This is a genomic window from Mycobacterium gastri, from assembly GCF_002102175.1.
GTDB classification, from domain to species: Bacteria; Actinomycetota; Actinomycetes; order Mycobacteriales; family Mycobacteriaceae; genus Mycobacterium; species Mycobacterium gastri.
Genome location: NZ_LQOX01000125.1, coordinates 1 through 24,701, shown reverse-complemented (window position 1 = coordinate 24,701; position 24,701 = coordinate 1). Strand labels below are relative to the sequence as shown.

General features: G+C 66.2%; 22 protein-coding genes and 1 pseudogene. 18 read left to right on the top strand and 5 right to left on the bottom strand.

The window, feature by feature from the left end; genetic code table 11:
* Positions 1-2: 2 nt before the first annotated feature.
* Positions 3-1,619 carry an FAD-dependent oxidoreductase gene (locus AWC07_RS19185; protein WP_036416162.1) on the bottom strand — a complete coding sequence of 539 codons (1,617 nt, stop codon included), beginning with the start codon at positions 1,617-1,619 and terminating at the stop codon, positions 3-5.
* Between the two features lie 13 nt (positions 1,620-1,632).
* A complete protein-coding gene (locus AWC07_RS19180) occupies positions 1,633-2,298 on the bottom strand; it encodes an IclR family transcriptional regulator (RefSeq protein WP_036416161.1) in 666 nt (221 codons plus the stop codon).
* A 116-nt stretch (positions 2,299-2,414) separates the two neighbouring features.
* On the opposite strand from AWC07_RS19180, the gene AWC07_RS19175 reads away from it, so the two are divergent.
* The 8 genes from AWC07_RS19175 to AWC07_RS19140 are packed head-to-tail and all read left to right on the top strand — an operon-like array spanning position 2,415 to position 11,543.
* Positions 2,415-3,281: an alpha/beta fold hydrolase gene (locus AWC07_RS19175; protein WP_036416160.1), complete on the top strand. Its 867-nt coding sequence runs from the start codon at positions 2,415-2,417 to the stop codon at positions 3,279-3,281.
* Positions 3,278-4,975: a bifunctional 3-(3-hydroxy-phenyl)propionate/3-hydroxycinnamic acid hydroxylase gene (locus AWC07_RS19170; protein WP_036416159.1), complete on the top strand. Its 1,698-nt coding sequence runs from the start codon at positions 3,278-3,280 to the stop codon at positions 4,973-4,975. Before AWC07_RS19175 ends, AWC07_RS19170 begins: the two co-directional genes overlap by 4 nt.
* Positions 4,923-5,843 (top strand): 3-carboxyethylcatechol 2,3-dioxygenase, encoded by a 921-nt coding sequence (locus tag AWC07_RS19165; RefSeq protein ID WP_036416158.1) that lies wholly within the window; start codon positions 4,923-4,925, stop codon positions 5,841-5,843. Before AWC07_RS19170 ends, AWC07_RS19165 begins: the two co-directional genes overlap by 53 nt.
* The gene (locus tag AWC07_RS19160; RefSeq protein ID WP_036416156.1) at positions 5,840-7,570 is read left to right on the top strand and encodes an FAD-binding protein; all 1,731 of its coding nucleotides are present in this window, start codon (positions 5,840-5,842) and stop codon (positions 7,568-7,570) included. The genes AWC07_RS19165 and AWC07_RS19160 overlap by 4 nt, the downstream gene beginning before the upstream one ends.
* Before the next feature lie 2 nt (positions 7,571-7,572).
* Positions 7,573-8,883 (top strand): LLM class flavin-dependent oxidoreductase, encoded by a 1,311-nt coding sequence (locus AWC07_RS19155; protein ID WP_036416154.1) that lies wholly within the window; start codon positions 7,573-7,575, stop codon positions 8,881-8,883.
* A 19-nt stretch (positions 8,884-8,902) separates the two neighbouring features.
* Positions 8,903-9,727 carry a coniferyl-alcohol dehydrogenase gene (locus AWC07_RS19150; RefSeq protein ID WP_036416152.1) on the top strand — a complete coding sequence of 275 codons (825 nt, stop codon included), beginning with the start codon at positions 8,903-8,905 and terminating at the stop codon, positions 9,725-9,727.
* On the top strand, positions 9,715-10,704 hold the full coding sequence (locus tag AWC07_RS19145) for a cyclase family protein (RefSeq protein WP_036416150.1): 990 nt from the start codon (positions 9,715-9,717) through the stop codon (positions 10,702-10,704). Before AWC07_RS19150 ends, AWC07_RS19145 begins: the two co-directional genes overlap by 13 nt.
* Complete coding sequence (locus AWC07_RS19140) at positions 10,704-11,543, top strand: alpha/beta fold hydrolase (RefSeq protein ID WP_036416149.1); 840 nt, start codon at positions 10,704-10,706, stop codon at positions 11,541-11,543. Before AWC07_RS19145 ends, AWC07_RS19140 begins: the two co-directional genes overlap by 1 nt.
* Here the strand turns inward: AWC07_RS19140 and AWC07_RS19135 are convergent.
* Positions 11,531-13,135: a multicopper oxidase family protein gene (locus AWC07_RS19135; protein WP_036416147.1), complete on the bottom strand. Its 1,605-nt coding sequence runs from the start codon at positions 13,133-13,135 to the stop codon at positions 11,531-11,533. The genes AWC07_RS19140 and AWC07_RS19135 overlap by 13 nt on opposite strands.
* A 373-nt stretch (positions 13,136-13,508) precedes the next feature.
* Here AWC07_RS19135 and AWC07_RS19130 point away from each other — a divergent pair, with 373 nt between their 5' ends.
* Positions 13,509-14,318, top strand: coding sequence for an SDR family NAD(P)-dependent oxidoreductase (locus tag AWC07_RS19130; protein ID WP_036416145.1), 810 nt, complete (start codon positions 13,509-13,511; stop codon positions 14,316-14,318).
* 86 nt (positions 14,319-14,404) lie between these two features.
* On the opposite strand, the gene AWC07_RS19125 is transcribed toward AWC07_RS19130, so the two are convergent.
* Both AWC07_RS19125 and AWC07_RS19120 read right to left on the bottom strand, forming a co-directional pair.
* On the bottom strand, positions 14,405-14,800 hold the full coding sequence (locus AWC07_RS19125) for a type II toxin-antitoxin system VapC family toxin (RefSeq protein WP_036416143.1): 396 nt from the start codon (positions 14,798-14,800) through the stop codon (positions 14,405-14,407).
* Complete coding sequence (locus AWC07_RS19120) at positions 14,787-15,032, bottom strand: FitA-like ribbon-helix-helix domain-containing protein (protein WP_036416141.1); 246 nt, start codon at positions 15,030-15,032, stop codon at positions 14,787-14,789. Before AWC07_RS19120 ends, AWC07_RS19125 begins: the two co-directional genes overlap by 14 nt.
* A 98-nt stretch (positions 15,033-15,130) precedes the next feature.
* Here AWC07_RS19120 and AWC07_RS19115 point away from each other — a divergent pair, with 98 nt between their 5' ends.
* The 9 genes and pseudogenes from AWC07_RS19115 to AWC07_RS29870 all read left to right on the top strand — a co-directional run.
* Complete coding sequence (locus tag AWC07_RS19115) at positions 15,131-15,787, top strand: TetR/AcrR family transcriptional regulator (RefSeq protein WP_036416139.1); 657 nt, start codon at positions 15,131-15,133, stop codon at positions 15,785-15,787.
* Between the two features lie 11 nt (positions 15,788-15,798).
* The gene (locus tag AWC07_RS19110) at positions 15,799-15,993 is read left to right on the top strand and encodes a ferredoxin (RefSeq protein ID WP_036416166.1); all 195 of its coding nucleotides are present in this window, start codon (positions 15,799-15,801) and stop codon (positions 15,991-15,993) included.
* Positions 15,994-15,995: 2 nt separating this feature from the next.
* On the top strand, positions 15,996-17,240 hold the full coding sequence (locus AWC07_RS19105; protein WP_036416164.1) for a cytochrome P450: 1,245 nt from the start codon (positions 15,996-15,998) through the stop codon (positions 17,238-17,240).
* A 143-nt stretch (positions 17,241-17,383) separates the two neighbouring features.
* Positions 17,384-18,445 (top strand): amidohydrolase family protein, encoded by a 1,062-nt coding sequence (locus tag AWC07_RS19100; RefSeq protein ID WP_208622445.1) that lies wholly within the window; start codon positions 17,384-17,386, stop codon positions 18,443-18,445.
* 53 nt (positions 18,446-18,498) lie between these two features.
* On the top strand, positions 18,499-19,668 hold the full coding sequence (locus AWC07_RS19095) for a M24 family metallopeptidase (protein WP_082277282.1): 1,170 nt from the start codon (positions 18,499-18,501) through the stop codon (positions 19,666-19,668).
* Positions 19,658-20,767, top strand: coding sequence for a M24 family metallopeptidase (locus AWC07_RS19090; RefSeq protein ID WP_036416134.1), 1,110 nt, complete (start codon positions 19,658-19,660; stop codon positions 20,765-20,767). The genes AWC07_RS19095 and AWC07_RS19090 overlap by 11 nt, the downstream gene beginning before the upstream one ends.
* A 2-nt stretch (positions 20,768-20,769) precedes the next feature.
* Complete coding sequence (locus AWC07_RS19085; RefSeq protein WP_036416132.1) at positions 20,770-21,738, top strand: enoyl-CoA hydratase/isomerase family protein; 969 nt, start codon at positions 20,770-20,772, stop codon at positions 21,736-21,738.
* Positions 21,739-21,779: 41 nt separating this feature from the next.
* Positions 21,780-24,164: a CaiB/BaiF CoA transferase family protein gene (locus AWC07_RS19080; protein ID WP_051508114.1), complete on the top strand. Its 2,385-nt coding sequence runs from the start codon at positions 21,780-21,782 to the stop codon at positions 24,162-24,164.
* Positions 24,165-24,227: 63 nt separating this feature from the next.
* A pseudogene (locus tag AWC07_RS29870) lies at positions 24,228-24,518 on the top strand (SDR family oxidoreductase); the annotation flags it as partial.
* Between the last annotated feature and the right edge of the window lie 183 nt (positions 24,519-24,701).

Sequence of the window (24,701 nt, the reverse complement as noted above, 5' to 3'; positions counted from 1 at the left end):
CGCTACTGCGGGTCGACGGAGGCCCCGGTGGCGGCAGCGTACCCGGCGCGGTACCCGAAAACCATTGCGGGGCCGATGGTTCCGCCCGCCCCGCCGTAGGCTCGGCCGGTAACTCCGGCCATCGTGTTACCCGCCGCGAACAGACCGGGTATGGGGTTGCCGCTGACATGGAGCACCCGTCCGTCGCGGTCGGTGCGGGGTCCGCCCTTGGTGCCCATCGCACCCACCCGGATCGGTATCGCATAGTAGGGGGCTGTGTCGAGCGGGCCGAGGGTCTTGCCGGCAAGCGTGGTGGCACTCTCGTCGCCCCAATAGCCGTCGTAGGCACTGGAACCGCGGCCGAAGTCGGGGTCACCGCCGGCCGCGACGTTGCGGTTCCATCGCTCGATGGTGCGCGTCAGCCCGTCGGCGTCGATGCCGGCCTTGGCGCCCAATTCGGCCAGGTCGGCCGACTCGCAGAACCAGTCCGGAACCGGTTGCGCGGGAGCGACACCAAGAAACCCATAGCGCTGCAGGTGAATCGAGTCGAAGACGATCCAGCCGCGGTCGTTGACGTAGCCGCCCCGGGGATCGAGGTAGTGGAAGGCGCCGGCCATCGAGTTGTAATCGCATGCCTCGTTGACGAACCGCCGCCCGGCCCGGTTGACGATGATGCTGCGCGGACGGGTCCGCTCCAGGCGCACGCTGCGGCTGCGTTGCCTGCCGCCGATGGTGTCGCCCGGGATCTGCACGATCGGAACCCACCACGCTTCACCCATATTGGCCAGGTCGGCGCCGCATGCCATCGCCATGCGCAGTCCGTCCCCGGTGTTGTTGGGTGGCGAGACCGCGCCGTGCATGGGTCCGCGCAGGAATGCCCGCACCAGAACCGGATCCCATTCGAACCCGCCGGTTGCCAGGATGACCCCGTGACGGGCCCGAACGCTGATGCTGTGTTGGAGGCGCGTGATTCGCACTCCGGTGACGTCTGCGCCCTCGACCATCAGTTCCTCGGCCGGCGCGTTCGGGAATAGCGCTACCCCGTTGTCCAACAAGCCTTTCAACAGCCCGGCCACCAGCGCGGTGCCGGCCACGCACACGTTGCCCGGCCCGGCGTCGGTGCCGGCGTGCAACCGGGCGCGGGTCTCGGCGTCGAAACCGACGTTGGACCAGTCGGCGGGGAAGGAGGTGATCCGGCCGGCCCACTGACCGAGTCGGTCGAGATCGAACGGCGCGGCGCTGAGCGAGCGCCCACCGTTGGGTTGTCCTCCGGGCAGTTCGGGCCGGTAGTCCGGGAATCCGGCGGCGACCTCGAAGCGCAGGCCGCTGTGCTTCTCGACGAGGTCGAGCATGGCCGGGCCGGTCCGCACGAACGTTTCCACCAGGGTGTCGTCCATCGATCCCCACGATTGCGCGTGCAGGTATTGCAGGGCGTCGGCCACCGTCAGCTCACGGTCGGGACAGCGGTGATGCGCCGGAATCCAGGCGATGCCGCCCGAGACGGCGGTGGTCCCGCCGATTGTCGGCGCCTTCTCGAACACCGCTACCGATGCGCCGGTGACTGCCGCGGTCAATGCGGCGGTGAGCCCGGCGCCGCCGCTGCCGAGCACCACGACATCGAATTCCTGATCCCACCGCATGCCCGGTATCCCTTCAGCTCAGCAGTGTGGACAACTGGGCGGCGGCCGTGATAACCGCGTCCTTTCCCCGGCGCACCACGTCTTCGCGGTGGGAGATGAGGTTGATGCAAGTCGGCGGGGACGGTGCGACGCGGCGCACGGGCACGGCCAGGCCGTAGGTATTCGGTTCGATCTCCCCGTAGGTCATCACCCAGCCACGCTCACGCGTGGCCGCGACCAGATCGCGTTCGCCCGGACGCGGCGGCATGCCCGCCAGCAGGGCTATTCCGGCGGCGCCGCGGTCCAGCGGATATCGGCTGCCCTCGTGGAAGGCAAGTTGGTAGGCGACCTGGGTCGGCACGATGACCGCGACCGCCACTTGTTCGTCGCCCTCGGCGACCAGCAACGACACCGTGGTGCCCAGTTCGTCGGCCAATGCCCGCAGCGTCGGCAGACTCAGCTGGCGCAAGTTGTGGTCGAAGGACGAGCCGAGGACGGCCAGCGCCGCAGCCGGCCGGTAGCGCCCGTCGTCGCCCTTGGAGATCAGCCGGAACTGGGCCAGCGTCGAGAGCAATCGGTAGGCGATGGTCCGGTGTACGCCAACCTGGTCGGCCACCTGCTGCATGGTGAGCCCGCTGGGTGAGTCCGCGACCAGTTGCAGCGCAGTGAGCCCCCTGGCCAGGGTCTGCGAGCCGGTCACAGTCTTGACAGGCCGTCGGACGAGAGCAAAGCTCTATATATATCGCACATTAATGTGCGATAGTAGCACATCTGGTATCCGCAAGCGAGAACCAGGTTTCCAGCGGGGAAGGAACCGTGGCGGAGTTCGAGAGCGTGTGGAGCGATCTCCAAGGTGTCCCGTTCGAGCAGGGCTACCTCAACGCCGCGGGGATCCGAACGCGCTACCTGCGCGCCGGCGATCCCGGCAAGCCCGTGCTGGTGCTGTTGCACGGGTCGGGTGGTCACGCCGAGGCTTACGTCCGCAACCTGGCGGCGCACGGCGAACATTTCTGGACCTGGTCGATCGACATGCTGGGTCACGGCTACACCGACAAGCCCGGACACCCACTCGAAATCCGGCACTACGTCGAGCACCTGATGGCAGTCGTGCGCAGCATCGGGGCCGACCGCATCAAGCTGAGCGGTGAGTCGCTGGGTGGCTGGGTGGCCGCCCGCGCCGCCATCGACCACCCGGACATCGTGGACCGCCTGGTGCTCAACACGGCTGGCGGCTCGCAGGCCGACCCGGAGGTCATGGCGCGCATCGTCGCGCTGTCCATGGCGGCTGCGGAGAACCCGACCTGGGAGACCGTGCAGGCGCGGATCAAGTGGCTGATGGCGGACAAGTCCAAGGGCTACGACGACCTGGTGGCCGCCCGGCAACGCATCTATCGCCAGCCCGGATTCGTTGCGGCCATGCGCGACATCATGGCTTTACAGGATCCGCAGATCCGGGCCCGCAACCTGCTGGGTCCGGACGACTACGGGGCCATCACCGCGCCGACGCTGGTGCTCTGGACGAGCCACGACCCGACGGCCGATGTGTCGGAGGGCAACCGGATCGCGTCGATGATTCCCGGCGCGCGCTTCGAGGTGATGGCGGGCTGCGGCCACTGGCCGCAGTACGAGGACGCCAAGACGTTCAATCGCCTGCACCTCGATTTCCTGCTGGGCCGCTCATGACCGGGAGCGGACACGAGGTAGACGTGCTGCTGGTCGGCGCCGGTCCGGTCGGGCTGACATTGGCCAATATCCTTGGGCTGCAGGGTGTTCGCACGTTGGTAGCCGAGGAACGAGCCAGTCTGATCGACTATCCTCGCGGGGTCGGACTGGACGACGAGGCGCTGCGCACCTTCCAGTCGATCGGCCTGGTCGACGAGATCCTCCCGCACACGGTGCCCAACCAGATTCTGCGGTTCTTCGACGCCAAGCGCCGGATACTGGCCGAAATCGCGCCTCCCGACGCGCGTTTCGGCTGGCCTAGGCGCAACGGGTTCGTGCAGCCGCTGGTCGATGCCGAATTACTGCGGGGATTGGACAGATTCGACCATGTCGAGGTGTGGTGGAACCGTCCGGTGACCTCATGTGTGCAGACCGGCGATGCGGTGACGGTCGAGTGCGGCGGCCAGGGCGGTCCGTCAAGGGTACGCGCCGGCTATGTCGTCGGCTGCGATGGTGGGCGCAGCATCATCCGCCGGACAATGGGGGTGTCGTTCGACGGCACCACGTCGCCCACCCGATGGCTGGTGGTCGATATCGCCAACGATCCACTGGGCCATCCCAACAGCGAGGTCGGCGCCGACCCGCGGCGCCCGTATGCGTCGATCTCGATCGCACATGGGATTCGCCGGTTCGAGTTCATGATTCACGCCGACGAGTCCGACGAGCAGGCGCAGGATCCCGCGTTTTTGACCCGGATGCTGGCCCGCGTGGTCCCATACCCGAGCCGGGTCGAGGTGATCCGCCGGCGCGTCTACACCCATCACTCGCGAATCGCCGGCGCCTTCCGCAGCGGCCGACTGCTGCTGGCCGGAGACGCCGCGCACCTCATGCCGGTGTGGCAGGGGCAGGGCTACAACAGCGGAATCCGGGACGCGGCGAATCTGGGATGGAAGCTTGCCGCGGTGGTCAGCGGACAGGCCGGCGACTGTCTGCTCGATACCTACGATATGGAACGCCGCAAACATGCCAGGGCCATGATCGACCTTTCCACCATGGTGGGGCGGGTTATTTCACCCACCGACCGCAGGATCGCGGTCGGCCGGAACCTGATTGTGCGCGCCGCCTCAATTGTGCCGTCGCTCAAGCGCTATGTGCTCGAGATGCGGTTCAAGCCGATGCCGCGCTACGAGCGTGGCGCGGTAGTCCATACCGAGCCCCGCAAGCCGGGGTCCCCGGTGGGCACGTTGTTCGTTCAACCCCGGGTCAATACCCGCACCCAGCACGACATCTTGCTGGACGACGTGCTGGGCAGCTGGTTCGCGGTGTTGTGCTGGAACAACAACCCGCGGAAGATCCTTGGCGAGCCCGCATTTGCGACGTGGCAGGCGTTGGGTGCCCGGTTCGTCGCCGCGCGTCCGGAGGTGCAGCTGCACTGGACCGGACACGACGACCCCGATGTCGTCGTCGTCGGTGACCACACCGGAGACCTCAAATCCTGGTTCGACGCTCACGACGAGTCGGTGGTGTTCCTGCGTCCCGACCGGTGTGTCGCCGGCGCATGTATCGCGCAACTCGCTCCCGAGTTGAGCGCATCGCTCGTCAAGGCCCTCACCCTCACTCCGAGAGGCGGTGATTTCCAAAGTGCCACTGGCTCTGTGCTGTATGTCCCACAGCCCGCTGCTGAATCTACCGGGGCCGCCGCGGGACCTGCTTGACGACGTCAATGCCGCGATCGGAAGGGCACGGGAATTCGTCGGCGAGTACGATCCCGAGCTCGTCGTCATCTTCTCGCCTGACCACTACAACGGATTCTTCTACAAGCTGATGCCGTCATTTTGTATCGGCTTGCACGCCAACGGAGTCGGCGACTACGGCAGCTACGCCGGCCCACTCGACGTCCCCGAGCAGATCGCGCAGCAGTGCGCCAAGGCCGTGCTAGGGGCGGACGTCGACATCGCCGTCTCGGCCAGCATGGACGTCGATCACGGAACGGTTCAACCGCTGGAGAAGCTCTTCGGCACGGCGACGTCGTGCTCGGTGATACCGATCTTCATCAATGCGATCGCGATGCCGCTGGGACCACTGCGCCGTTGCCGGGCACTGGGTACCGCGGTAGGCGAATTCCTTGCCACGCTGGACAAGCGGGTGCTGGTGATCGGGTCCGGTGGATTGTCGCACAGCCCGCCGGTGCCGACGCTGGACAACGCCGGGCCGGCCGGTCTGGAGCGGATCGTGCACGGCCAGCCGATGAGCTCCGAGCAACGCCAGGCCCGGCAAACGGCGGTGATCGACGCCGCCAAGAGCTTCGCCGCCGGAGACAGCACCCTAGCGCCCCTCAACCCGGCCTGGGATCAGCGCTTCCTGGAGATCGTCGACGGGGGACACCTGGAAGACCTGGATCAGTGGTCGAACTCGTTCGTGATGCACGAGGGCGGTAGCTCCGCACATGAAATCCGGACCTGGATAGCGGCTTTCGCTGCCCTGGCGACAGCCGGCCAGTATCAGACCACCGTTCGCTATTACAAACAGGCTCCGGACCTGATCGCCGCGTTCGCCATCAGGACGGCGGTGCCAAGCCCATGAGCTCCGCCGACGCCGAAACCTTCGACCACGTCGTCGACGTGCTCATAGTGGGCTCCGGCGCCGGCGGCATGACGGCCGCGTTGGCTGCCGATGCCGCCGGCCTAAAGACGCTGGTGGTGGAAAAGTCCCGACACTTCGGCGGTTCCACCGCCTTGTCCGGTGGCGGTATCTGGGTACCCGGCGCGCCGGCGCAGCGCCGAGCGGGCTACACCCCGGCACCCGCTGATGTGATCGAGTACCTGCGCCGGGTTACCGACGGCCTGGTCAGTGCGGCGCGGATACGCCAATACGTCCAGTCGGCCCCGCAGATGCTGCATTTCCTGGAAGGGCTCTCGCCGTGGCTGGAATTCGTCTGGAAACCCGGCTACGCCGACTACTACCCGGAGTTGCCCGGCGGCTCCACACTGGGCAGCACCATCAACGTGCCGCCGATTGATCTGCGCTCGCTGGGCGCCGATGAGGAGAAGCTGCTCGCGCCGCTGTCGCTGGCGCCGAAGGGAATCTGGCTGGGCCCCAAGGAACTGCGGTCCTTCTACCAGATCCGCCAGTCGTGGAGCGGAAAGGTGGTGCTGCTGAAGCTGATAGCCCGCATGGTGCGGGCCAGGGTGCTCGGTGAGCGGATGGCGGCGATCGGCCAGTCACTGGCGGCGCGGCTGCGACTGGCCATGAAAGAGCGCGACATCCCGCTGTGGCTGGACTCGCCGATGACCGAATTGCTCACCGACACCGACGGATCGGTGATCGGTGCGCAGGTGGACCGAGCCGGCGTACCGACGCGGATCGGCGCGCGGCACGCAGTGATCCTGGCTTGCGGGGGTTTCGACCACGACCTGGCCTGGCGCAAGGAACACCAGCCCATCGTGGACCGGGACTGGAGCTTCGGCAATCCCGCGGCCACCGGTGACGGGATCCGTGCCGGCCAGCGGCTGGGTGCGGCCACCGACCTGCTCGACGAAGCCTGGTGGTTTCCGGCCCTGCAATGGCCGGACGGCCGAATGCAATTCATGCTCAACGAGCGGATGATGCCGTCCCAGTTCGTCGTCAACGGCGACGGCAAGCGCTTCGTCAACGAGGCCGCGCCCTACATGGACTTCGGTCACGCCATGATCGAAGGCCAGAAGTCCGGGGTCACCCACATCCCTTGTTGGCTCATCACCGATCACCGGTCCTGGAACCGCTACGTCATCGCCGGCCATCTGCCGATACCGAAGATTCCCGGAGCGCCGGTACCCACCGGGCGGACGGTCCCCGCCGCCTGGCTGGAGACCGGCGTCGTCAGAGCGGCGCGGACCTGGGAGGAGCTGGCGGCAGAGATCGGCGTCGCGGGCACCCAACTCCGCGCAACGGCAACACGTTTCAACGAGCTGGCCCGCAGCGGCCACGATGACGACTTTCGCCGTGGCGACAGTGCCTACGACAACTACTACGGCGATCCCACGCTGCCCAACCCCAACCTGTACCCGCTGGGCGATCCGCCCTACTACGCGTTCCGCATCGTTCTCGGCGACCTCGGCACGTCGGGAGGCCTGCGCACCGATGAACACTCACGGGTGCTGCGCTGCGACGACACCGTGGTGCGTGGACTCTACGCGGTGGGCAACACCGCCGCGCCGGTGATGGGGCGCAGCTATGCCGGCGCCGGGGCGACCATCGGACCCGCCATGGCCTTTGGCTACGTCGCGGCGAAACACGTTGCGGCACAGGCATGTAATGCTCATAGGAGGTAACCATGAAAATCTCGTTGTTCTACGAATTCGCCCTGCCGCGGCCCTGGACCACCGACGACGAACGCATCCTGCTGCAGGATTGCCTCGATGAGGTCGAGGCCGCCGACAAGGCCGGCTTCGCCACCGTCTGGCTCACCGAGCACCACTTCCTCGAGGAATACTGTCATTCCACCGCGCCCGAGATATTCCTGGCCGCGGCCAGCCAGCGGACCAAGAACATCCGGTTGGGATTCGGCATCATGCACCTGCCGCCCGCAGTCAACCATCCGGCGCGGGTGGCCGAACGCATCGCCACCCTGGACCTGCTGTCCAACGGGCGGGTCGAGTTCGGCACCGGCGAATCATCCTCGGTCGGCGAACTGGGTGGATTCAACATCGATCCCGCCGACAAGCGGGCCCAATGGGAGGAGGCACTGGAAGTCGCGATTCGGTGCATGATCGAGGAACCGTTCTCCGGTTTCCGCGGAGAGCACATCCAGATGCCCGCGCGCAACGTCATTCCCAAGCCGATGCAAAAGCCGCACCCGCCGGTCTGGGTGGCCTGCACCCGGCCCGCCACCGTCCAGATGGCCGCCCAGAAGTGCATCGGCGCACTGAGTTTCGCCTATACCGGTCCCGGCCCGCTGACCGAGCGGGTGAACGGCTACTACAAGGAATTCGAGGAGAACGGCGTCCCGGTGACGCCGCGGATCAACCCGAACATCCTGGCCATCGGCGGTGACCTGTCGATGATGGTGGCGCGGACGGACGACGAGGCGCTGCGGCGTCTCGGGCAGGGCGGCGGGTTCTTCTCGTTCGGCATCATGCACTACTACATGACCGGTGTGCACACTCCCGGGCGCACGGGCGTGTGGACCCGCTATCTCGAAGAGGTCCAGAAGGATCCGACGCTGGCCTACGGGCCGGGCCGCGGCGCCATCGGTTCGCCGGCCACCGTACGCGAGTTCCTGCGCAGCTACGAGGAGAGCGGCGTGGACGAGATCATCCTGCTGCTCAACCCGCGCAGTCACGAGGGCACCATGGAGTCCATCGAAATCATGGGCGCCGACGTGCTGCCGGAGTTCATCGAGCGTGACGCGAAGGCGGTCGCCGACAAGGCCGCCAGGCTCGCTCCCGTCATCGAGCGAATCGAGGCACGCCGGCCGGAAACACGACCCTTTGGCGCGCCCGCCTTCGACGAAAACTACTCATTCGGCGGCTTGCCGACCGGACGCGGCGGTAAGTTCACTGCCAGCGAGATTCCCGAAGCCATGGCGGAGATCAACGAGGGCCGCGTCATGGCGGCGCGCCGCGCAAAGGAGCAGCGTCAATGACCAGGAAGTTGGTTAGGCGTTGGGCCTGAACGACCTGTGGCGCTACGACGGCCGCCGTGCGGTGGTGACCGGATGTTCCTCGGGCATCGGCGCGCAGGTCGTGCATCAACTCGCCGAACTCGGCGCGCACGTGGTCGGCTTGGACAAACATCGACCGGGCTACGAGATCAACGACTTTCACGTGGTCGACCTCGCCGATCCGGATTCCATCGATCGGACTGTCGCGGCTCTCGGCGGACGCGTCGACACGCTGTTCAACGTCGCCGGCGTCTCCTCGGGGATCGGGGACCCACTACTGGTCGTCACCATCAATTTCCTTGGGCTGCGCCATCTCACGGAGGCGCTGATCCCGATGATGGCCGCGGGTGCGTCGATTGTCAGCGTGTCATCGCTTGCCGCGGCGGCCTACCGGGAACATCGGTGGGCAGTGGCTCCGCTGCTGAATACCACGACGATGCAAGAAGGCATCCAATGGTGTCATCGCCACTCTGACGTTGTCGGTGCCGGCTATCAATTGTCCAAGGAAGCCGTCATCCTCTACACCATGCGACGCACGGCCGACCTCGGTGCGCGCGGTATCCGGATCAACTGCACCGGGCCCGCGGTGACCGAGACACCGATACTTGACCAGCTGAGGCGTGCCTATGGCCCGGAATTCCTCGACGACATCGCCAAGCCGCTGGGCCGGGTGGCCGATCCGGCCGAACAGGCCGCGGTGCTGCTCTTCTTGAACAGCCGTGCCGCCAGCTATATTTCGGGTCAGGTCCTCTGGGTGGACGGCGGAAACCTGGGCGCCGCAATCGCCGGTGAACTCGAGAAAGGACGGGCGTCATGGCCAGCCTAACCGAATTCAGGCGGGTGGCAAGCGATCTCAGCAACTGGGGCCGGTGGGGTGACGCGGACGAACTCGGGACGCTGAACTTCATCACCGCCGGCACCGTCCGGCACGCCGCCAGCCTGGTCCGCCACGGGAAGGTGTTCCCGCTCGGGGTGGACTTCGGGTCGTCCGGCCCACAGGGTGCTTTCGGGTTCCGGCACAACCCCATACACGTGATGACCGTGGACGGCGGCGATGCGAACACCCTGGGCCGGTACGGGCCGGGCTGGACGCAGAACCCGACGGCCGAACAGATGGGCAACTACCTGGTCGACAATCCGTTCCGGTTCAACGACGACATGGTCATCATGCCGCTGCAGGCGGCCACCCAATGGGACGCGCTGTCGCACGTCTACTACGACGACCTGCTCTACAACGGCTTCCCGGCAGGTTCGGTGACCAGTCTGGGGGCCTACCACTGCGGCATCGACAAGGTCGACGTCAAGGGCATCACCTCGCGCGGTGTGCTACTGGACCTGGTGCGCCATCGCGGCGCGGAAGTCTTTCTCGAGCATGGCAACCCGATCACTCCGGAGGAACTGGACGACGTGGTCCGCGCCCAAGGCGTGACGGTCGGCCGCGGCGACATCGTGCTGATCCGAACCGGTTGGTGGACGCGGTTTCTGATGACCGGCAACAAGACCGAGCGGTATTCCGGGCTGGACTGGCGCTGTGCCCAGTGGCTACACGACCACGAGATCGCCGCGGTGGCCTCCGACAATCTCCAGGTCGAAGACCCCGTATCAGGAGTCGACGGCCTGTTCCTGCCGTTTCATCTGCTGTGCCTGCGTGACATGGGGCTGATGCTGGGCGAATACTGGGACCTCACGGCGCTGGCCGCCGACTGCGCCGCCGACGGCGTCTACGAGTTTCAGCTGATCGCGCCGCCGCTGAGATTCGTTGGCGCGGTGGGATCGCCGGTGAATCCCATCGCGATCAAGTGATGGCGATACACCGCCGAACCGCCCTGGTCGACGGTCTGGTCACCGGTTATCTGGAGTCGGGCGCGGGTGACCCGGTGGTGCTGCTGCACGGGGGCGAATTCGGGGCCAGCGCCGAATTGGGCTGGGAGCACAACATCGTCGCGCTGGCTGGGCGCTACCGAGTGCTGGCGCCCGACATGCTCGGGTTCGGGCAGTCGGCCAAGGTGGTCGATTTCGTCGACGGCCGCGGAATGCGCATCCGGCATGTGGCGCGGTTCTGCGGCGTTGTCGGCGTCGACTCCGCGCATTTCGCCGGCAATTCCATGGGCGCCATCATGCTGCTGACCGATGCCACCTCGGATGCACCCCGGTTGCCGATCCGCACCATGGCGATCATCTGCGGCGGGGGAGAGATTGTCCAGAATCGGCACTTCGACGCCCTGCAGCACTACGACGCAACGCTGCCGGGCATGCGCCGCATCGTCGAGGCGCTGTTCCACGACGCCCGTTATCCGGCCGACGAGGACTATGTGCGGCGCCGCTACCAGTCCAGCATCGCTCCGGGAGCGTGGGAAGCCGTGGCGGCGGCGCGTTTTCGCCGCCCCGGCGCTGAGAAGGAATCTGTGCCGGCCTCGAAGCCGTCGAGTACGCGTGCGTATGAGCGCATCACCGTGCCGACGCTCGTGGTCGAGGGGCGCGACGACAAGCTCCTGCCCGCCGGGTGGGCCGCACAGCTCGCCAATCAGGTCACGGGCGGACGCGCGGTGGTGATCGACGACGCCGGCCACTGTCCGCAAATCGAGCAGCCCTCGACCGTCAACGAACTCCTACTGGACTTCTTCAGCCGTCAGAAGACGTAGTCCAGGCCCGTCATCATGCCGGCCTCCAGGTGATAGGCGTTGTGGCAGTGCATCACCCACGTTCCGGGATTGTCGGTGACGAGGACTGCCTGGACCTTTTGCTTGGGCAGGACGATCACGGTGTCCTTGCGGGCGCCGAGGGAACCGTCGGCCTTGATGACCTGATAGGTGTGGCCGTGCAGGTGCATGGGGTGCCACATCATGGTGGTGTTGTTGAACACCAGAGTCGGGCGCTGGCCCTGGTGTACCTGCAGCGGCTTGGTCCGGCTGTACGGTTCGCCGTTGATCGTCCAGTCGTATTTCGTCATAGTGCCGCCCAACACGACGGGAAGTTCGAGGCCGGATTCGGCCCGGCCCAGATTGGCCGACGTTGTGGCGGTGAACATCTCGATGGTGCCCACCCTCTTGTTGAGTTCCGCCGGCCGGAACTGCGGATCGGGCGCGCTGCCCGCACCGGTGGACAGCAGCGAGCGGGCCACGGCGTTCTTGCCTTCGGCGAGTGCGACGAGCGGGAAGACACCGGATGCTGCCCTCACGACGACGTCGTATCGTTCGCCCATGCCGATCAGCAGCGCGTCGACCGGCGTCGGAAGCACCGGGTAACCGTCGGTGTGGGTGACCGTCATCGAATGTCCCGCCAACGCGACCCGGAACGCAGTGTCGGCAGCGGCATTGATGATCCGGATCCGGATTCGGTGGCCCGGCTTCGCGTTGAAGGTCGTGGGGGCCGCGGGGATACGGCCGTTGATCAGATAGTAGGGGTAGGCGACGTCGCCGGCGTCGCCGCCGAGCAGGTCGCTGCTGGCCACGTCGCCGCCCGGCATACCGGGCATCGGGGATGGCGGCGACGTCTCCGTCGTGGCTGTCGTGCTCGTCGTGGTTGGCGTGCTCGTCGTGGTTGGCGGAGTCGTCGTGGGCATGGGCATTGCGGTGGGCTTGTTCGGATCGACCAGGGCGTCGTAAATCTGTTGCGGACTCTTGCCGACGCCGTCGGTCCAATCATCGAGCACGACAATCCATTCCGCATCATAACGGCCCGGTTCGGTCGGATCGTCGACGATGACCGGCAGATAGAGCCCCATGTCCTCTTGGAGGCCGATGTGCGGATGGGCCCAGTAGGTGCCCGGGTCGGGGACGGAGAATCGGTAGGTGAAGTCGTGGCCGGCCTCGATGTTCGGGGTGGCGGGCATGGCGCCGTCCATGTCGTTGCGCAGCGCGATGCCGTGCCAGTGCACCGACGTCGGATGGTCGAGCCGATTCGTCACCGCGACGACAAGCTCATCGCCGACGGCCGCCCGGATCATCGGTCCCGGAATGGTGTTGCCGTAGGCCAGCGTACGGGCGATCGGCCCGCCCAGGTCGATCTCCACCCGCTGCGGGGTCAGGCTGGCGGTGACGGTTCGCCCGCTGTGCGGCCGGGCCCGCTCGGCCGCGTCGATTGCAGCAGCCATGGCGGTCTCGCCTGCTGAGTGCGTTTGTGAGCGGCCGCAACCCGTCAGCGCCAACCCACTCGCGATTCCGGCGCCGATAAAGCCGCGCCTGCTGAGCTGCACTCCGCCCTGGGGATGACCGCTCGTTGGCAGTACCGGCATCGACAGCTCCTCGTCTCGGTTGATTCGGCCCGCGCTCTTACCCTGCTAGGAGACCGACTGTCGCGCAAGCCGCAATACCACACCTAGAGCATACCCATTGGGGGTATATAGTGAACGGCGTGAACCGTGCTGGGCGCCGCGGCAGTGTTCGCCGGGCTGACCGTGGCCCAGCTGCTGGCGCTGCAGCGGCCGTCGGCCGACCCCGAATACGAGCTGGACAGATCCGCGCAACGGGGCCCAACCCTGCCGGCGGCCGACATCACGATTGACGGTAGGTCCGGTAACGATCCCGGCCGAACCTCGCAACCAGTTTCCGTTTCACCGCTAAAGCAACTGCTTGACTTAAGGCAGCCCGCGCCGATTGACTCGTCGTGTGGTCAACGAACTGGCCGGCAAGGTCGCCGTCATCACCGGTGGGGCATCCGGTATCGGCCGTGCCACGGTTGAGCGGTTTGTGGACGAGGGCGCGCGGGTGGTCATCGCCGACGTCGACGAAGACAGGGGTCAGGCGCTGGCGACCAGCTTGCGGCCCGACGCCATGTTCCGGCGCACCGACGTCTCCCATCCCGGACAGGTCGGAGCGGTGGTGGCAACCGCCGTCGACGCGTTCGGCGGCTTACACATCATGGTCAACAATGCCGGGGTCTCGGGAACCATGCACCGGCGATTTCTCGACGACGACTTGGCCGATTTCCACCGGGTCATGACCGTCAATGTCCTGGGGGTTATGGCAGGTACCCGCGATGCCGCCCGGCACATGGCCGCTCACGGCGGCGGATCCATCGTCAACCTGTCCTCGATCGGCGGCATCCAGGCCGGCGGTGGCGTGATGACCTATCGCGCGTCGAAGGCGGCGGTCATCCAGTTCACCAAGTCGGCGGCAATCGAATTGGCGCACTATGAGATTCGAGTTAACGCCATCGCCCCGGGCAATATCTCCACGCCGCTGCTGGCGTCGTCGGCGGCGGGGATGAGTCAGGACGAACTCGAGCGGTATGAGGCGGCGATTCGCCAGACCATGCGCGACGACCGGCCGCTGAAGCGTGAGGGCACGCCCGGGGACATCGCGGAGGCGGTCTTGTATTTCGCTAGCGAACGGTCCCGCTATGTCACCGGGACCGTGCTCCCGGTGGACGGGGGGACGGTGGCGGGCAAGGTGATTCGATCATCGCGCCGAACGTGAAATCATTGCGAACTTTTCGCGGCGGATTCAATCTGAGTGCACTGTCGGCGATGGTGCGTCGACTATCCGCTTCGGCTAGTGCGCTATCAGCGATCGAGGACCTCGATCCGGCAGATCGGCCCGTGCGCACGGGCGAGCCGAGCGTCCAGCGTGAGCAGCGTCGCGTCGAACGCCTCCGCCAGTGCCACGTAGAACGCGTCCCATCCGCGTACCGAGTTCCGCAATTGCCATGCGCGGTCCAGCAGCCAGCGGTGCCCGAATCGTTCGCCGGGCCAGTCCCGGAGGTCGGCGAGGGCCTGCGCGGCGGCGGTGCCGTCCATGCGCCCACGCAGGTGTTGAGCGCGGATTGCTCCCATCACCTCGACGTCGATCACGTGCGGCGCTACCTGGTCGGTGTCGGACGCCAGGCGCGCCGCGATCTCGGTCGATCGCGGTGTGTCCGCGACGACCTCGAACAGGCAGGAGGCGTCAACGACCAGCATGGGGCCAGTCGCCGCGCCACTCGTCCAGCGTCGCCAGCACCTCGGGCGTGGATATCTCCGAGGGCCGCCGCCCGGTGCGGGCCAGCCATTGTGCGACCGACGGCCGCGCCGCCAGCCGAGCGGCCTCGCGGCGCAGCAACTCGGGCACCGTAATGCCCTCTGCTGCAGCGCGCTGCACCAAAGCTGCGTACACCTCGTCGTCTATGTCGCGTATTTGAACCGTCTTGGGCACAGGTGCAACATACCATGCATAGTTGCATGGCAAGGTGCAGATGCGCAGTCTAAATCAAGCGCTTGACTTAAACCCGGCCTGGCGGTTGACTAGGCGATATGACCACCGTGGGCAGGGCTGTTCGCAGCGAGCGGGCTAGTTCCACGCAGGAGGCGATCCTGGCGGCCGCCGAGCGGCTATTCGCCGAGCACGGTGTGTTCGCGGTGTCCAACCGGCAGGTCAGCGAGGCCGCCGGGCAGGGCAACAACGCCGCGGTCGGCTATCACTTCGGGACCAAGGCCGACTTGGTGCGTGCCATCGAGCAGAAGCATCGGCTGCCGGTGGAACGGCTTCGTGAGCAGATGGTGGCCGAGCTGGACGAGACCGCCGAAATGCGCGATTGGGTGGCATGCCTGGTGCGCCCGCTCACCGAGCACCTGGAGGCTCTGGGCAATCCCACGTGGTACGCCCGGTTCGCCGCCCAGGCCATGACCGATCCCGCCTATCACAACATCGTCGTCAAGGACGCGCTGAGCTCGCCGTCACTGGTCCGGGTGATCGACGGCATCAACAGTTGCCTTCCCGATCTGCCGGTCGACATCCGCTACCAGCGCAACCTGATGGCGCGAAACCTGTTGATGCACACCTGCGCTGATCTCGAACGTGCGCTGGCGACGGGTACCTCGACGCCCCGGCCTTCGTGGCGGGCCGCGGCTGACGCACTCATCGACGCGATCGTGGGCCTGTGGCTGGCCCCCGTGACATCGCCCGAGTGAAGGGCCGGCAGATGAAAGTGACCGTAGACCAGAATGTTTGCGCCTCGTCCGGGAACTGCGTCAGGCACGCACCGGAGGTGTTCGACCAGCGCGACGAGGACGGCGTCGTCATCCTGCTCACCGCGCACCCGCCGGCAGAGCACGCCGACGCCGCCCGCAAAGCCGCCGCCGCCTGCCCGGCAATGGCCATCCACATCGAGGAGTGACGGTGTCGGACACACTCGCAAGCAGTACCCCGGAGTCGGCCGCGGAGATCCCCGACTATCCGATGGCCAGGGCCGCGCGGTGCCCGTTCGCGCCGCCGCCGGACGTGATGGCGCTGGCCAAAGCCGGGCCGCTGTCGCGGGTGCGGATCTGGGACGGCAGCACTCCGTGGCTCATCACGGGCTACGAGCAAGTGCGCGAACTCTTTTCGGATTCGCGGGTCAGCGTCGATGACCGGCTTCCCGGCTTTCCGCACTGGAACGCGGGCATGTTGTCGACGGTCCACAAACGGCCCAGATCGGTGTTCACCGCCGACGGCGAAGAGCACACCCGGTTCCGGCGGATGCTGTCAAAGCCGTTCACGTTCAAGAGGGTTGAGGGGCTGCGCCCGACCATCCAGCAGATCACCGACGACCATATCGACACGATGCTGGCCGGAACCAAGCCGGCCGATCTCGTCGCGGCACTGGCCTTGCCGATGCCGTCGCTGGTGATCAGCCAGCTGCTGGGGGTGCCCTACGAGGACGCGGAGATGTTCCAGCATCACGCGACGGTGGGGCTGGCCCGGTATGCCACCGGCGAGGACACCGTCAAGGGCGCGATGAGCCTGCACAAGTACCTGGCCCGGCTGGTCGAGTTGAAAATAGAAAGTCCGGCCCAAGACGCGGTGTCCGATCTTGCCGAACGGGTCAAGGCCGGTGAGCTCAGCGTCAAGGAAGCCGCGCAGTTGGCCACCGGTCTGCTGATCGCCGGGCACGAAACCACCGCGAACATGATCGGCCTCGGTGTGCTTGCTCTGCTGGAACATCCGGAGCAGGCGGCGATCCTGCGCGACGCGGACGACCCGAAGGTCGTCGGCAACGCGGTCGAGGAGTTGCTGCGCTATCTCAGCATCATCCAGAACGGTCAGCGCCGGGTGGCGCTCGAAGACATCCACATCGCCGGCGAAACCATCCGCGCCGGTGAGGGCATCATCATCGACCTGGCGCCGGCGAATTGGGATCCGGACGCGTTCACCGAACCGGACCGGTTGTATCTGCACCGCTCGGGGGCCGACCGCAACGTGGCGTTCGGGTACGGCAGGCATCAGTGCGTGGGCCAGCAGCTGGCACGCGCGGAATTGCAGATCGTCTACCGAACGCTGTTGCGCCGCATTCCCACACTGGCGCTGGCCATCCCCGTCGAAGACGTCCCTTTCAAACACGACCGGCTCGCCTACGGCGTCTACGAACTGCCGGTGACCTGGTGACCACTACCGCCGACCCGAATGGAGGATCAAGGATGTCGGCTCGACCCAGCACGCTCTCGCTGTATCCGCGCGAAGGCTTTGGCGCACCGAAAGACCGGCGCGGCCATGCCGCGGGCACCGATCCCGGTCTGCCGGAAGGCACCGTGGTCTTCTCTGCGGACAATCATGTTTCCCTGGCCGCAGATATCTTCTACGAGCGTTTCCCGGATGACCTGAAGGACAAGGCACCGCGCATCTGGTACGAGGACGGCGCGTATCAGGTGGGGCGCAGGGGCCAATCGTTCCTGCCGGGCGACTTCAGCGCGGTGCTCATGCAGTACGACGACCTGCCGGGTGCGGCCAGCACCAACATCGAGGCCCGGATTCAAGAGCTGCGTGACGACGGCGTCGACAAGGAGCTCGCGTTCCCCAACGCCGTCCTGGCGCTATTCCACTACCCGGACAAGCATCTTCGCGAGCTGGCGTTCCGCATCTACAACGAGTACATCGCGGATCTACAGGAACGCTCGGCTGGGCATTTCTACGGCGCCGGACTGATCAACTGGTGGGATCCGGAAGGAACACGGCGCACTCTGACTGAGCTGAAATCGTTGGGGCTCAGGACGTTTCTGATGCCGCTCAACCCGGGCAAGGACGACGACGGCAACCCGATCGACTATGCCAGCACCTCGATGAGTGCGGTGTGGGGCGAGATCGAGGCCTCCGGTGTTCCGATCAGCCACCACATCGGGGAGACTCCGCCGAAGAGTCCGTGCGAGTTCAACAGCGTGGTCGTCGGGATGATGATCAACGTCGACGGGTTCCGGGAAACGTTCTCCAAGTACATCTTCGGCGGCATCCTCGACCGGCATCCGGGGTTGCGGATCGGCTGGTTCGAAGGCGGCATCGCCTGGGTACCGTGGGCCCTGCAAGATGCCGAGCACCTGGTGGCGTCCTACCGGCACATGTTCAACCGGCCGCTGGAGCACGACATCCGTTATTACTGGGACCGGCACATGAGCGCCTCGTTCATGGTCGACCCGCTGGGGCTGGAGCTGATCGACCGGATCGGCATCGACAAGGTCATGTGGTCGTCGGATTATCCGCACAACGAAAGCACCTACGGCTATTCCGAGAAATCATTGGCTGCCGTGGTGCAAGCCGTCGGACCGGCGAACGCGGCGCGGATCGTCAGCGGCAACATCACCGAATTCCTGGGCCTGTAACGGTGACGACGCTCACGCGGCCGCTGATTCCCGACACCCCGGATCTGACCCGGATGCGCCGGGAAACCGGGGCCCGGCTGCGCACGGCGATGGCCGAACGTGGGGTGGACGCGATGATCCTGCTCGGCAACAGCGCCGTCGTCTACGCCACCGGAACCAGTTGGCCCCTGGGGGACGCCGGATTGTCCTACGTCGAACGGCCGGTGGCGGTGGTGCTCGTCGACGACGAGTGGCCGCATCTGTTTCTGCCCTACCGTGCCGGCGCTTCGCACGAGTCGGAGTTGCCGGCCGATCACCTGCACGGGCCGGTCTATCTTGAATTCGACGAAGGCGTCGAGCTTTTCGCTCGCCAGCTGGCCGGCCTGATTCCCAGCCGCTCGACGATAGCGGTGGACGAGCTGACCGGCGCCATGTCGCGAGCCCGGAATATGTTGTTTCCCAATGGTCCTCCTGAGGATGCGAGCGCCATCGTCAGCGCCGCCAAGGTGATCAAGACTGCAGACGAATTGGCATGCATTCGCGCCGCCGTCCGGATCACCGACGAGGCGATGGTCGAAGTCCATCGCGCGCTGGCGCCTGGCGTACGCCAAATCGATTTGTCCGCGAAGTTTCTGCGCCGGGCCTTCGAATTGGGCGCCACCGCCAGCATGCTCGAACCGATTTGGCAGGTGATGCCGCAGAGTAGGGCCGAGGGAGTGTGGACCACTCACGGAGATCTGGCGCTACCGCTGCTCACCACCGAGCGGGAGCTGCGCGCGGGCGACGTGTTGTGGACCGACGTCAGCATCACCTACCGGGGTTATTGCTCAGACTTCGGGCGGACCTGGATCGTCGGGAGTGACCCGGCGCCGCGGCAGCAGGCGCAGTTCGACAGATGGCGCGAGATCATGGCCGCGGTGGTGGGTGTGGCCCGCGCCGGAGTCACCGCCGCCGAACTGGGCCGGGCTGCGACGGACGCCAACGGCGGCACCAGGCCCTGGCTGCCGCACTTCTACCTGGGGCATGGCATCGGCGTCAACGCCGCCGAAATGCCCATGATCGGAACCGATCTCGGCGACGAGTTCGACGAAAGCTTTGTCCTGCAACCCGGTATGGTGCTGGTCTTGGAGCCGGTGGTGTGGGAGGACGGCACCGGCGGCTACCGCAGCGAAGAGGTGCTGGTGATCACCGAGGAAGGCTCGGCACGATTGACCGACTACCCCTACGACCCTTATGTCGACTGAAGTTCTGCCCGACGATCGGGCGTTGCGCTTGGGACGTCGCCAACGGGCGCTGGAGCAGATGGCCGCGCACGACCTCGACATCCTGGTCCTCGGGCGGCAGGCCAATGTCCGTTACGTCTCGGGCACACCGCAACTGTGGGTCGCCGGGACCCGCCCGTTCGGCCCGACCTGCGTGCTGGTGCGCGCCACCGGCGCCGTTCATCTGCTCAGCACCTGGGACGAAGGCGTCCCCGACGATATCCCGCACGAAAACCTGTATGGGATCTCCTGGAATCCGCTGAATACCATTGCGGTGCTGCAGCGCATCGAGGGCGCCGCGACCGCCCGGCGCGTCGGCACCGATGCGCTGTCACCGGTTTTCGCGCAACTGCTGCCGACGGCCTTTCCCAACGCCGAGCTGGTGGACGGGGAACTCGCCATGCGTGCGGCCCGGCGGATCAAGACCGACCAGGAGGTTGCCGCGCTACGGCACGCCATTGCGGTGGCCGAATCGGGGTTGGCCGCAGCCGTCGCCGAGCTGCGGCCCGGGGTCAGCGAACAGCTCTTGGCCGGAGTGCTGCTGGAAGCCCTGGCCGCCGGCGGAGTGAGTACGCCGTCGAATCAGGACGTCGTGTGGGTGACGTCGCGCGATCACCCGTGGCGACTTGTCGACGGTGACGGTCGCGTGCAGGATGGCGACTTGGTAGCCTTCTCGGCCGGGGTGCTGGCCGACGGTTACATCGGCGAGGTGGGCCGGACCTGGCCGGCCGGCGGCGCCGCGCCTCTTTACCGGCGCTGGGAGGCCCTGTGGCAGAAGCTGATTGCGGCATGTCAACCGGATGCCCGGGCCGGCGAGCTGTTGGTGGCTTACGCCGCGTCGGGTGAGCCGGACCCGCCGATGCCGGTGGCGCGAGGCCTGGGCATGGGCTTCGACCCGCCGGTAATTTCATCACAGCTACCGCGGACAGCAGCCGATGAACGATTGGAGCCGGGAATGGTTCTTGCCGTGACGGGATACGTCTGGGAACGAGGGATCGGCGCGGTATTCGGCCGTGAAGCCGTGCTGATCACCGCCGACGGGCCCGAAGTTCTGACCTCCTGCCCGATGTGGCGGGCATAGCCATGGCTGAATCGGATCCACCGGTGGAGAAGGTCATCCGGTACGAGAAGGATTCCAAAAACCGCATCGCCACCATCACGTTCGACCGCCCAGGCCACCTCAACGCGCCAACGATCGCCGCCCGGCTGCGCTACGCCGACTTGCTGCATCGCGCGAGCATCGATGATGACGTCAAGGTGTTGGTGATTCGCGGTGCCGGGGAGGACCTCGGTTCGGGTGCCGATCTCGAGGAATTCATGGACGTCATGGACTCGGCCGATCAAGGTCGGCGGCTTGCCGAATTCCGCATCGGCGCAGACGAAGTCAAATACCCACCCATCGGTACGTTCCGTCACGGCGCGTCGGTGAGCCAATGGTATGCCAACCCGAACTCGGGGATCCGCGGCCTGCAGGATTTCAAGAAGATCAGCATTCTGGAGGTGAAGGGCTACTGCTACGGCTGGCACTTCTATCAGGCCGCCGACGCTGATTTGGTGATCTCCAGCGACGATGCGCTCTTCGGGCATCCGTCGTTTCGGTACTACGGGTGGGGTCCGCGGATGTGGTGGTGGGCGCAGACCATGGGCATCCGGAAGTTTCAGGAGATGGTGTTCACCGGACGGGCTTTCACCGCCGCGGAGATGTACGACTGCAACTTCCTCAACAGCGTGGTGCCCCGCGACCAACTCGAAGCCGAGGTGGCGAAGTACGCGTTGGCGTGTGCGCGCAACCGGCCCAACGACACCGTTTTCATGCAGAAGGTGTTCTTCGAAATCATGAAGCAGTTTCAGGGCGAGTATATGGGCAGCCTGCTCAGCGGTTTCTTCGAATCGATGGGCAGCGGCGTGCGGGCCGACTCCGACGACCTGATGCTCGACGACGCCATCGAGCAGGGTCTGGGAGCCGCGGTCAAAGACTACGACAGCCGGCTTCCCCCGGAATGGCGTCTGAGCAAGAAGGATCGCCCCGACCGGAAGAAGAAGAAGGGTTAGTGACGGCGAACTCAGCAGCCGAGCCGCCACTGGCCGGCTATATGGTGGTGGAGCTGTCCACCGGCATTGCCGGCGCCTACTGCACCAAACTGCTGGCCGACGGCGGCGCGGACGTCGTCAAAGTCGAACCGCCAGAGGGTGATCCGTTGCGCTCCTGGTCTGCTTCGGGAGCCGTCGTCGAGGCGGGCGCCGACGGGGCGTTGTTCAGTTTTCTGAATGGCGCCAAGCACAGCGTGGTAGCCGATCCCGCCAGCGAGGCCGACGTCGACTTGGTCAACGCGTTGCTGGCGTCGGCCGACGCGGTGGTGTGGTCGAGCGGTTCAAGAGTCGCCGAGCATTTCAGACCCGAGGAGATGCAGCGCCGCCATCCCCACCTCATCGTCACCTCGATCACCTCCTTCGGACTGGACGGTCCCTGGCGCGACCGCCTCGCAACCGAATTCACGTTGCAGGCGTGGTCGGGCGGCATAGTCGGATTGGGACGCGGCGTCCCGGACCGGGCGCCGGTATTCGTCGGCGGGCAGGTCGGCGAATACCTCGCCGGGGCCTACGCGAGCGCTGCCACCCTGGCGTTCCGTCACCACCAAATCAGCAGTGGGGGAGGGCAACTGATCGACCTGTCCATGCTGGAAACACAAATCCTCGGTCTGACCTACTATCCCGTGACCTACTTCGAAATGCTCGGGCGGCCCTGGCGCGACGCCCGCAAGCTCACCGTGCCGGGGGTGGCGCAGGCGCAAGACGGCTTGGTGGACCTCGGATGTGGGACTGCTCAGCAATGGTTCGACCTGTGCGCTATGGTCGGCCACTCCGAATGGATCGACGAGGAGTCACCACTGTCGATCACCGAACAGGCCAACGTCCATGCCGACGAGATCTACGCGTGGGTACGCAGTCACCCGGTCGACGACATCCGGGAACTCGCCACGGCATTCCGCATTCCCAACGCACCGGTGGCCAACGGCGCCAACATCGCATCGCTGGAACACTTCCGGGAACGTGGATCCTTCGTGAGCAATCCCCGCGACGGGTTCCTGCAGCCGGGTCACCCTTACCGGATGTGGCCCGTGCAGCTTCGCCAACCGGCACCCGCGCCGCGGCTGGGGGAACATAGCGAGCGTTACCGGTCCGCCCGCCCAGCGCCCAAGGCGGCGCCGATTGGTGCGTCAACATCGTTGCCGCTCAGTGGTGTTCGCGTCCTCGACATGACGACCTTTTGGGCCGGCCCCTGCTGCACTCATTTCCTTGCCATGCTCGGCGCCGAGGTCATCCATATCGAGTCCACCCGCCACCCGGACGGGACGCGGCTGATCGCCGGCATCCCGGTGACCGAGGATCAGTGGTGGGAGAAGTCGCCGATCTTCGCGGCACTGAACACCAACAAGAAGGACCTCACACTGGACCTGGGCAGCCCACGCGGCCGAGAGGTGCTGCATCGGCTCATCGCGACCTGTGATGTGATCGCGGAGAATTTCACGCCCCGGGTAATAGACCAGATGGGGCTGGATTTCGCGACCATTCAGTCGATTCGCCCCGATGTGGTGATGCTGCGCATGCCCGGGTTCGGCCTCGACGGGCCGTGGCGGGACAATCCGGCATTCGCCTACGTCATCGAATCCGCGGCCGGAATCAGCTGGCTGACCGGCTATCCCGACCTTTTGCCGTTCGAGCCGTATTCGGTCGGCGACCCAAATTCGGGCGTGCACGCGGTCAGCGCGTTGCTGCTGGCGCTCGAGCACCGTCGCCGCACCGGCCAGGGCGTGTTGGTGGAGGCGGCGATGGTGGATGCGGCACTGAGCATCGCCGCCGAGCAGCTCATCGAATACACCGCTTACGGCGCGGTGCTGCAGCGTGCGGGCAACCGAGGGCCGACGGCGGTGCCGCAGAACCTTTACCGCACCGCCGACGTCGACGAGTTCGGCCGCCTTGACAGCTGGGTGGCCATCGCGGTGGCGACCGACGACCAGTGGCACCATCTGTGCACCGCGCTCGGATCACCCTCGTGGGCAACAGACTCCGCGCTGGCGACCGCCGGGGGCCGGCGTGCCCATGAGGATGTGATCGACGATCATCTGGCGACATGGTGTGCGCGGCAAAGCGGGGAAGCGATCGTCGCAACGCTGTGGAATGCCGGTGTGCCGGTGGCCAAGGTGATGCAGCCACACCGGCAGCCGGAGTTGGCGCAACTAATCGCTCGCGGCTTTTTCGAGATTATCGATCACCCGGTGAATGGCCCGGTTAGGCTCAGCAGCATGCCGATGCGGTTCTCCGGCGGGCCGTACCGGTTCCACACCGAGCCGGCGCCGCTGCTGGGACAGCACAATCGCGAGTTACTGACCGAACTGGGCCTGTCGCCCGATGAGATCGCCGAATTGGAAGCCGGCGGCGTGATCGGCCAGACACCGGCCATCTACTCGGCAATCTGAAGCGCACCATGGCGATTGACCCGTCGGACATTCTCCTCAGCGGCCGCGTCGCGGTGGTAACAGGCGGCGGCCAAGGCCGGCGTGATTAGCTACACCAATACCGCGGCTCTGGAGCTGGCGCCGCACTGCATCCGAGTCAACGCGATAGCACCGGATATCACGCTGACCGAAGGCTTGGAGCGCCTCGGCGGTGGCACGGAGATGGCCGGCACGCCGCGGGCGGTTGACATCACGGCTCTCGGACCGGGGAGTACCGGCTGGGCTAGCAGGTCCCGGCCTGGTGCGGTAGCCGTCGGACGTGGCGACGAGTCCTCGAGCGCAACGATGGGGGTCTGTCCGGCGCCGGATGGGTGGCGCGACTTTTGTGGGTCGGGTGTGCTCACCGGGTCGAGTGTCATGCCCCCGTATCGAGTGTGCGCGGACGGCGTCGAGCGTGCGCGGACGGCGCCGAGTGTGCGCGGACGGGTGTGTCCCGAGCGTGGAAGGGAGTTCGATGTAGGTAGAGCTTTCCGAAGCGGTGCTGTGCAGGAGATGAAG

Coding starts and splice junctions, on each gene's coding strand:
- AWC07_RS19160 (WP_036416156.1), top strand. CDS start 5,840: ATGAGCTCCGCCGACGCCGAAACCTTCGACCACGTCGTCGACGTGCTC.
- AWC07_RS19135 (WP_036416147.1), bottom strand. CDS start 13,135: ATGCCGGTACTGCCAACGAGCGGTCATCCCCAGGGCGGAGTGCAGCTC.
- AWC07_RS19085 (WP_036416132.1), top strand. CDS start 20,770: ATGGCTGAATCGGATCCACCGGTGGAGAAGGTCATCCGGTACGAGAAG.
- AWC07_RS19125 (WP_036416143.1), bottom strand. CDS start 14,800: ATGCTGGTCGTTGACGCCTCCTGCCTGTTCGAGGTCGTCGCGGACACA.
- AWC07_RS19165 (WP_036416158.1), top strand. CDS start 4,923: ATGTCCCACAGCCCGCTGCTGAATCTACCGGGGCCGCCGCGGGACCTG.
- AWC07_RS19080 (WP_051508114.1), top strand. CDS start 21,780: ATGGTGGTGGAGCTGTCCACCGGCATTGCCGGCGCCTACTGCACCAAA.
- AWC07_RS19110 (WP_036416166.1), top strand. CDS start 15,799: ATGAAAGTGACCGTAGACCAGAATGTTTGCGCCTCGTCCGGGAACTGC.
- AWC07_RS19095 (WP_082277282.1), top strand. CDS start 18,499: ATGCGCCGGGAAACCGGGGCCCGGCTGCGCACGGCGATGGCCGAACGT.
- AWC07_RS19170 (WP_036416159.1), top strand. CDS start 3,278: ATGACCGGGAGCGGACACGAGGTAGACGTGCTGCTGGTCGGCGCCGGT.
- AWC07_RS19155 (WP_036416154.1), top strand. CDS start 7,573: ATGAAAATCTCGTTGTTCTACGAATTCGCCCTGCCGCGGCCCTGGACC.
- AWC07_RS19140 (WP_036416149.1), top strand. CDS start 10,704: ATGGCGATACACCGCCGAACCGCCCTGGTCGACGGTCTGGTCACCGGT.
- AWC07_RS19090 (WP_036416134.1), top strand. CDS start 19,658: ATGTCGACTGAAGTTCTGCCCGACGATCGGGCGTTGCGCTTGGGACGT.
- AWC07_RS19115 (WP_036416139.1), top strand. CDS start 15,131: ATGACCACCGTGGGCAGGGCTGTTCGCAGCGAGCGGGCTAGTTCCACG.
- AWC07_RS19185 (WP_036416162.1), bottom strand. CDS start 1,619: ATGCGGTGGGATCAGGAATTCGATGTCGTGGTGCTCGGCAGCGGCGGC.
- AWC07_RS19145 (WP_036416150.1), top strand. CDS start 9,715: ATGGCCAGCCTAACCGAATTCAGGCGGGTGGCAAGCGATCTCAGCAAC.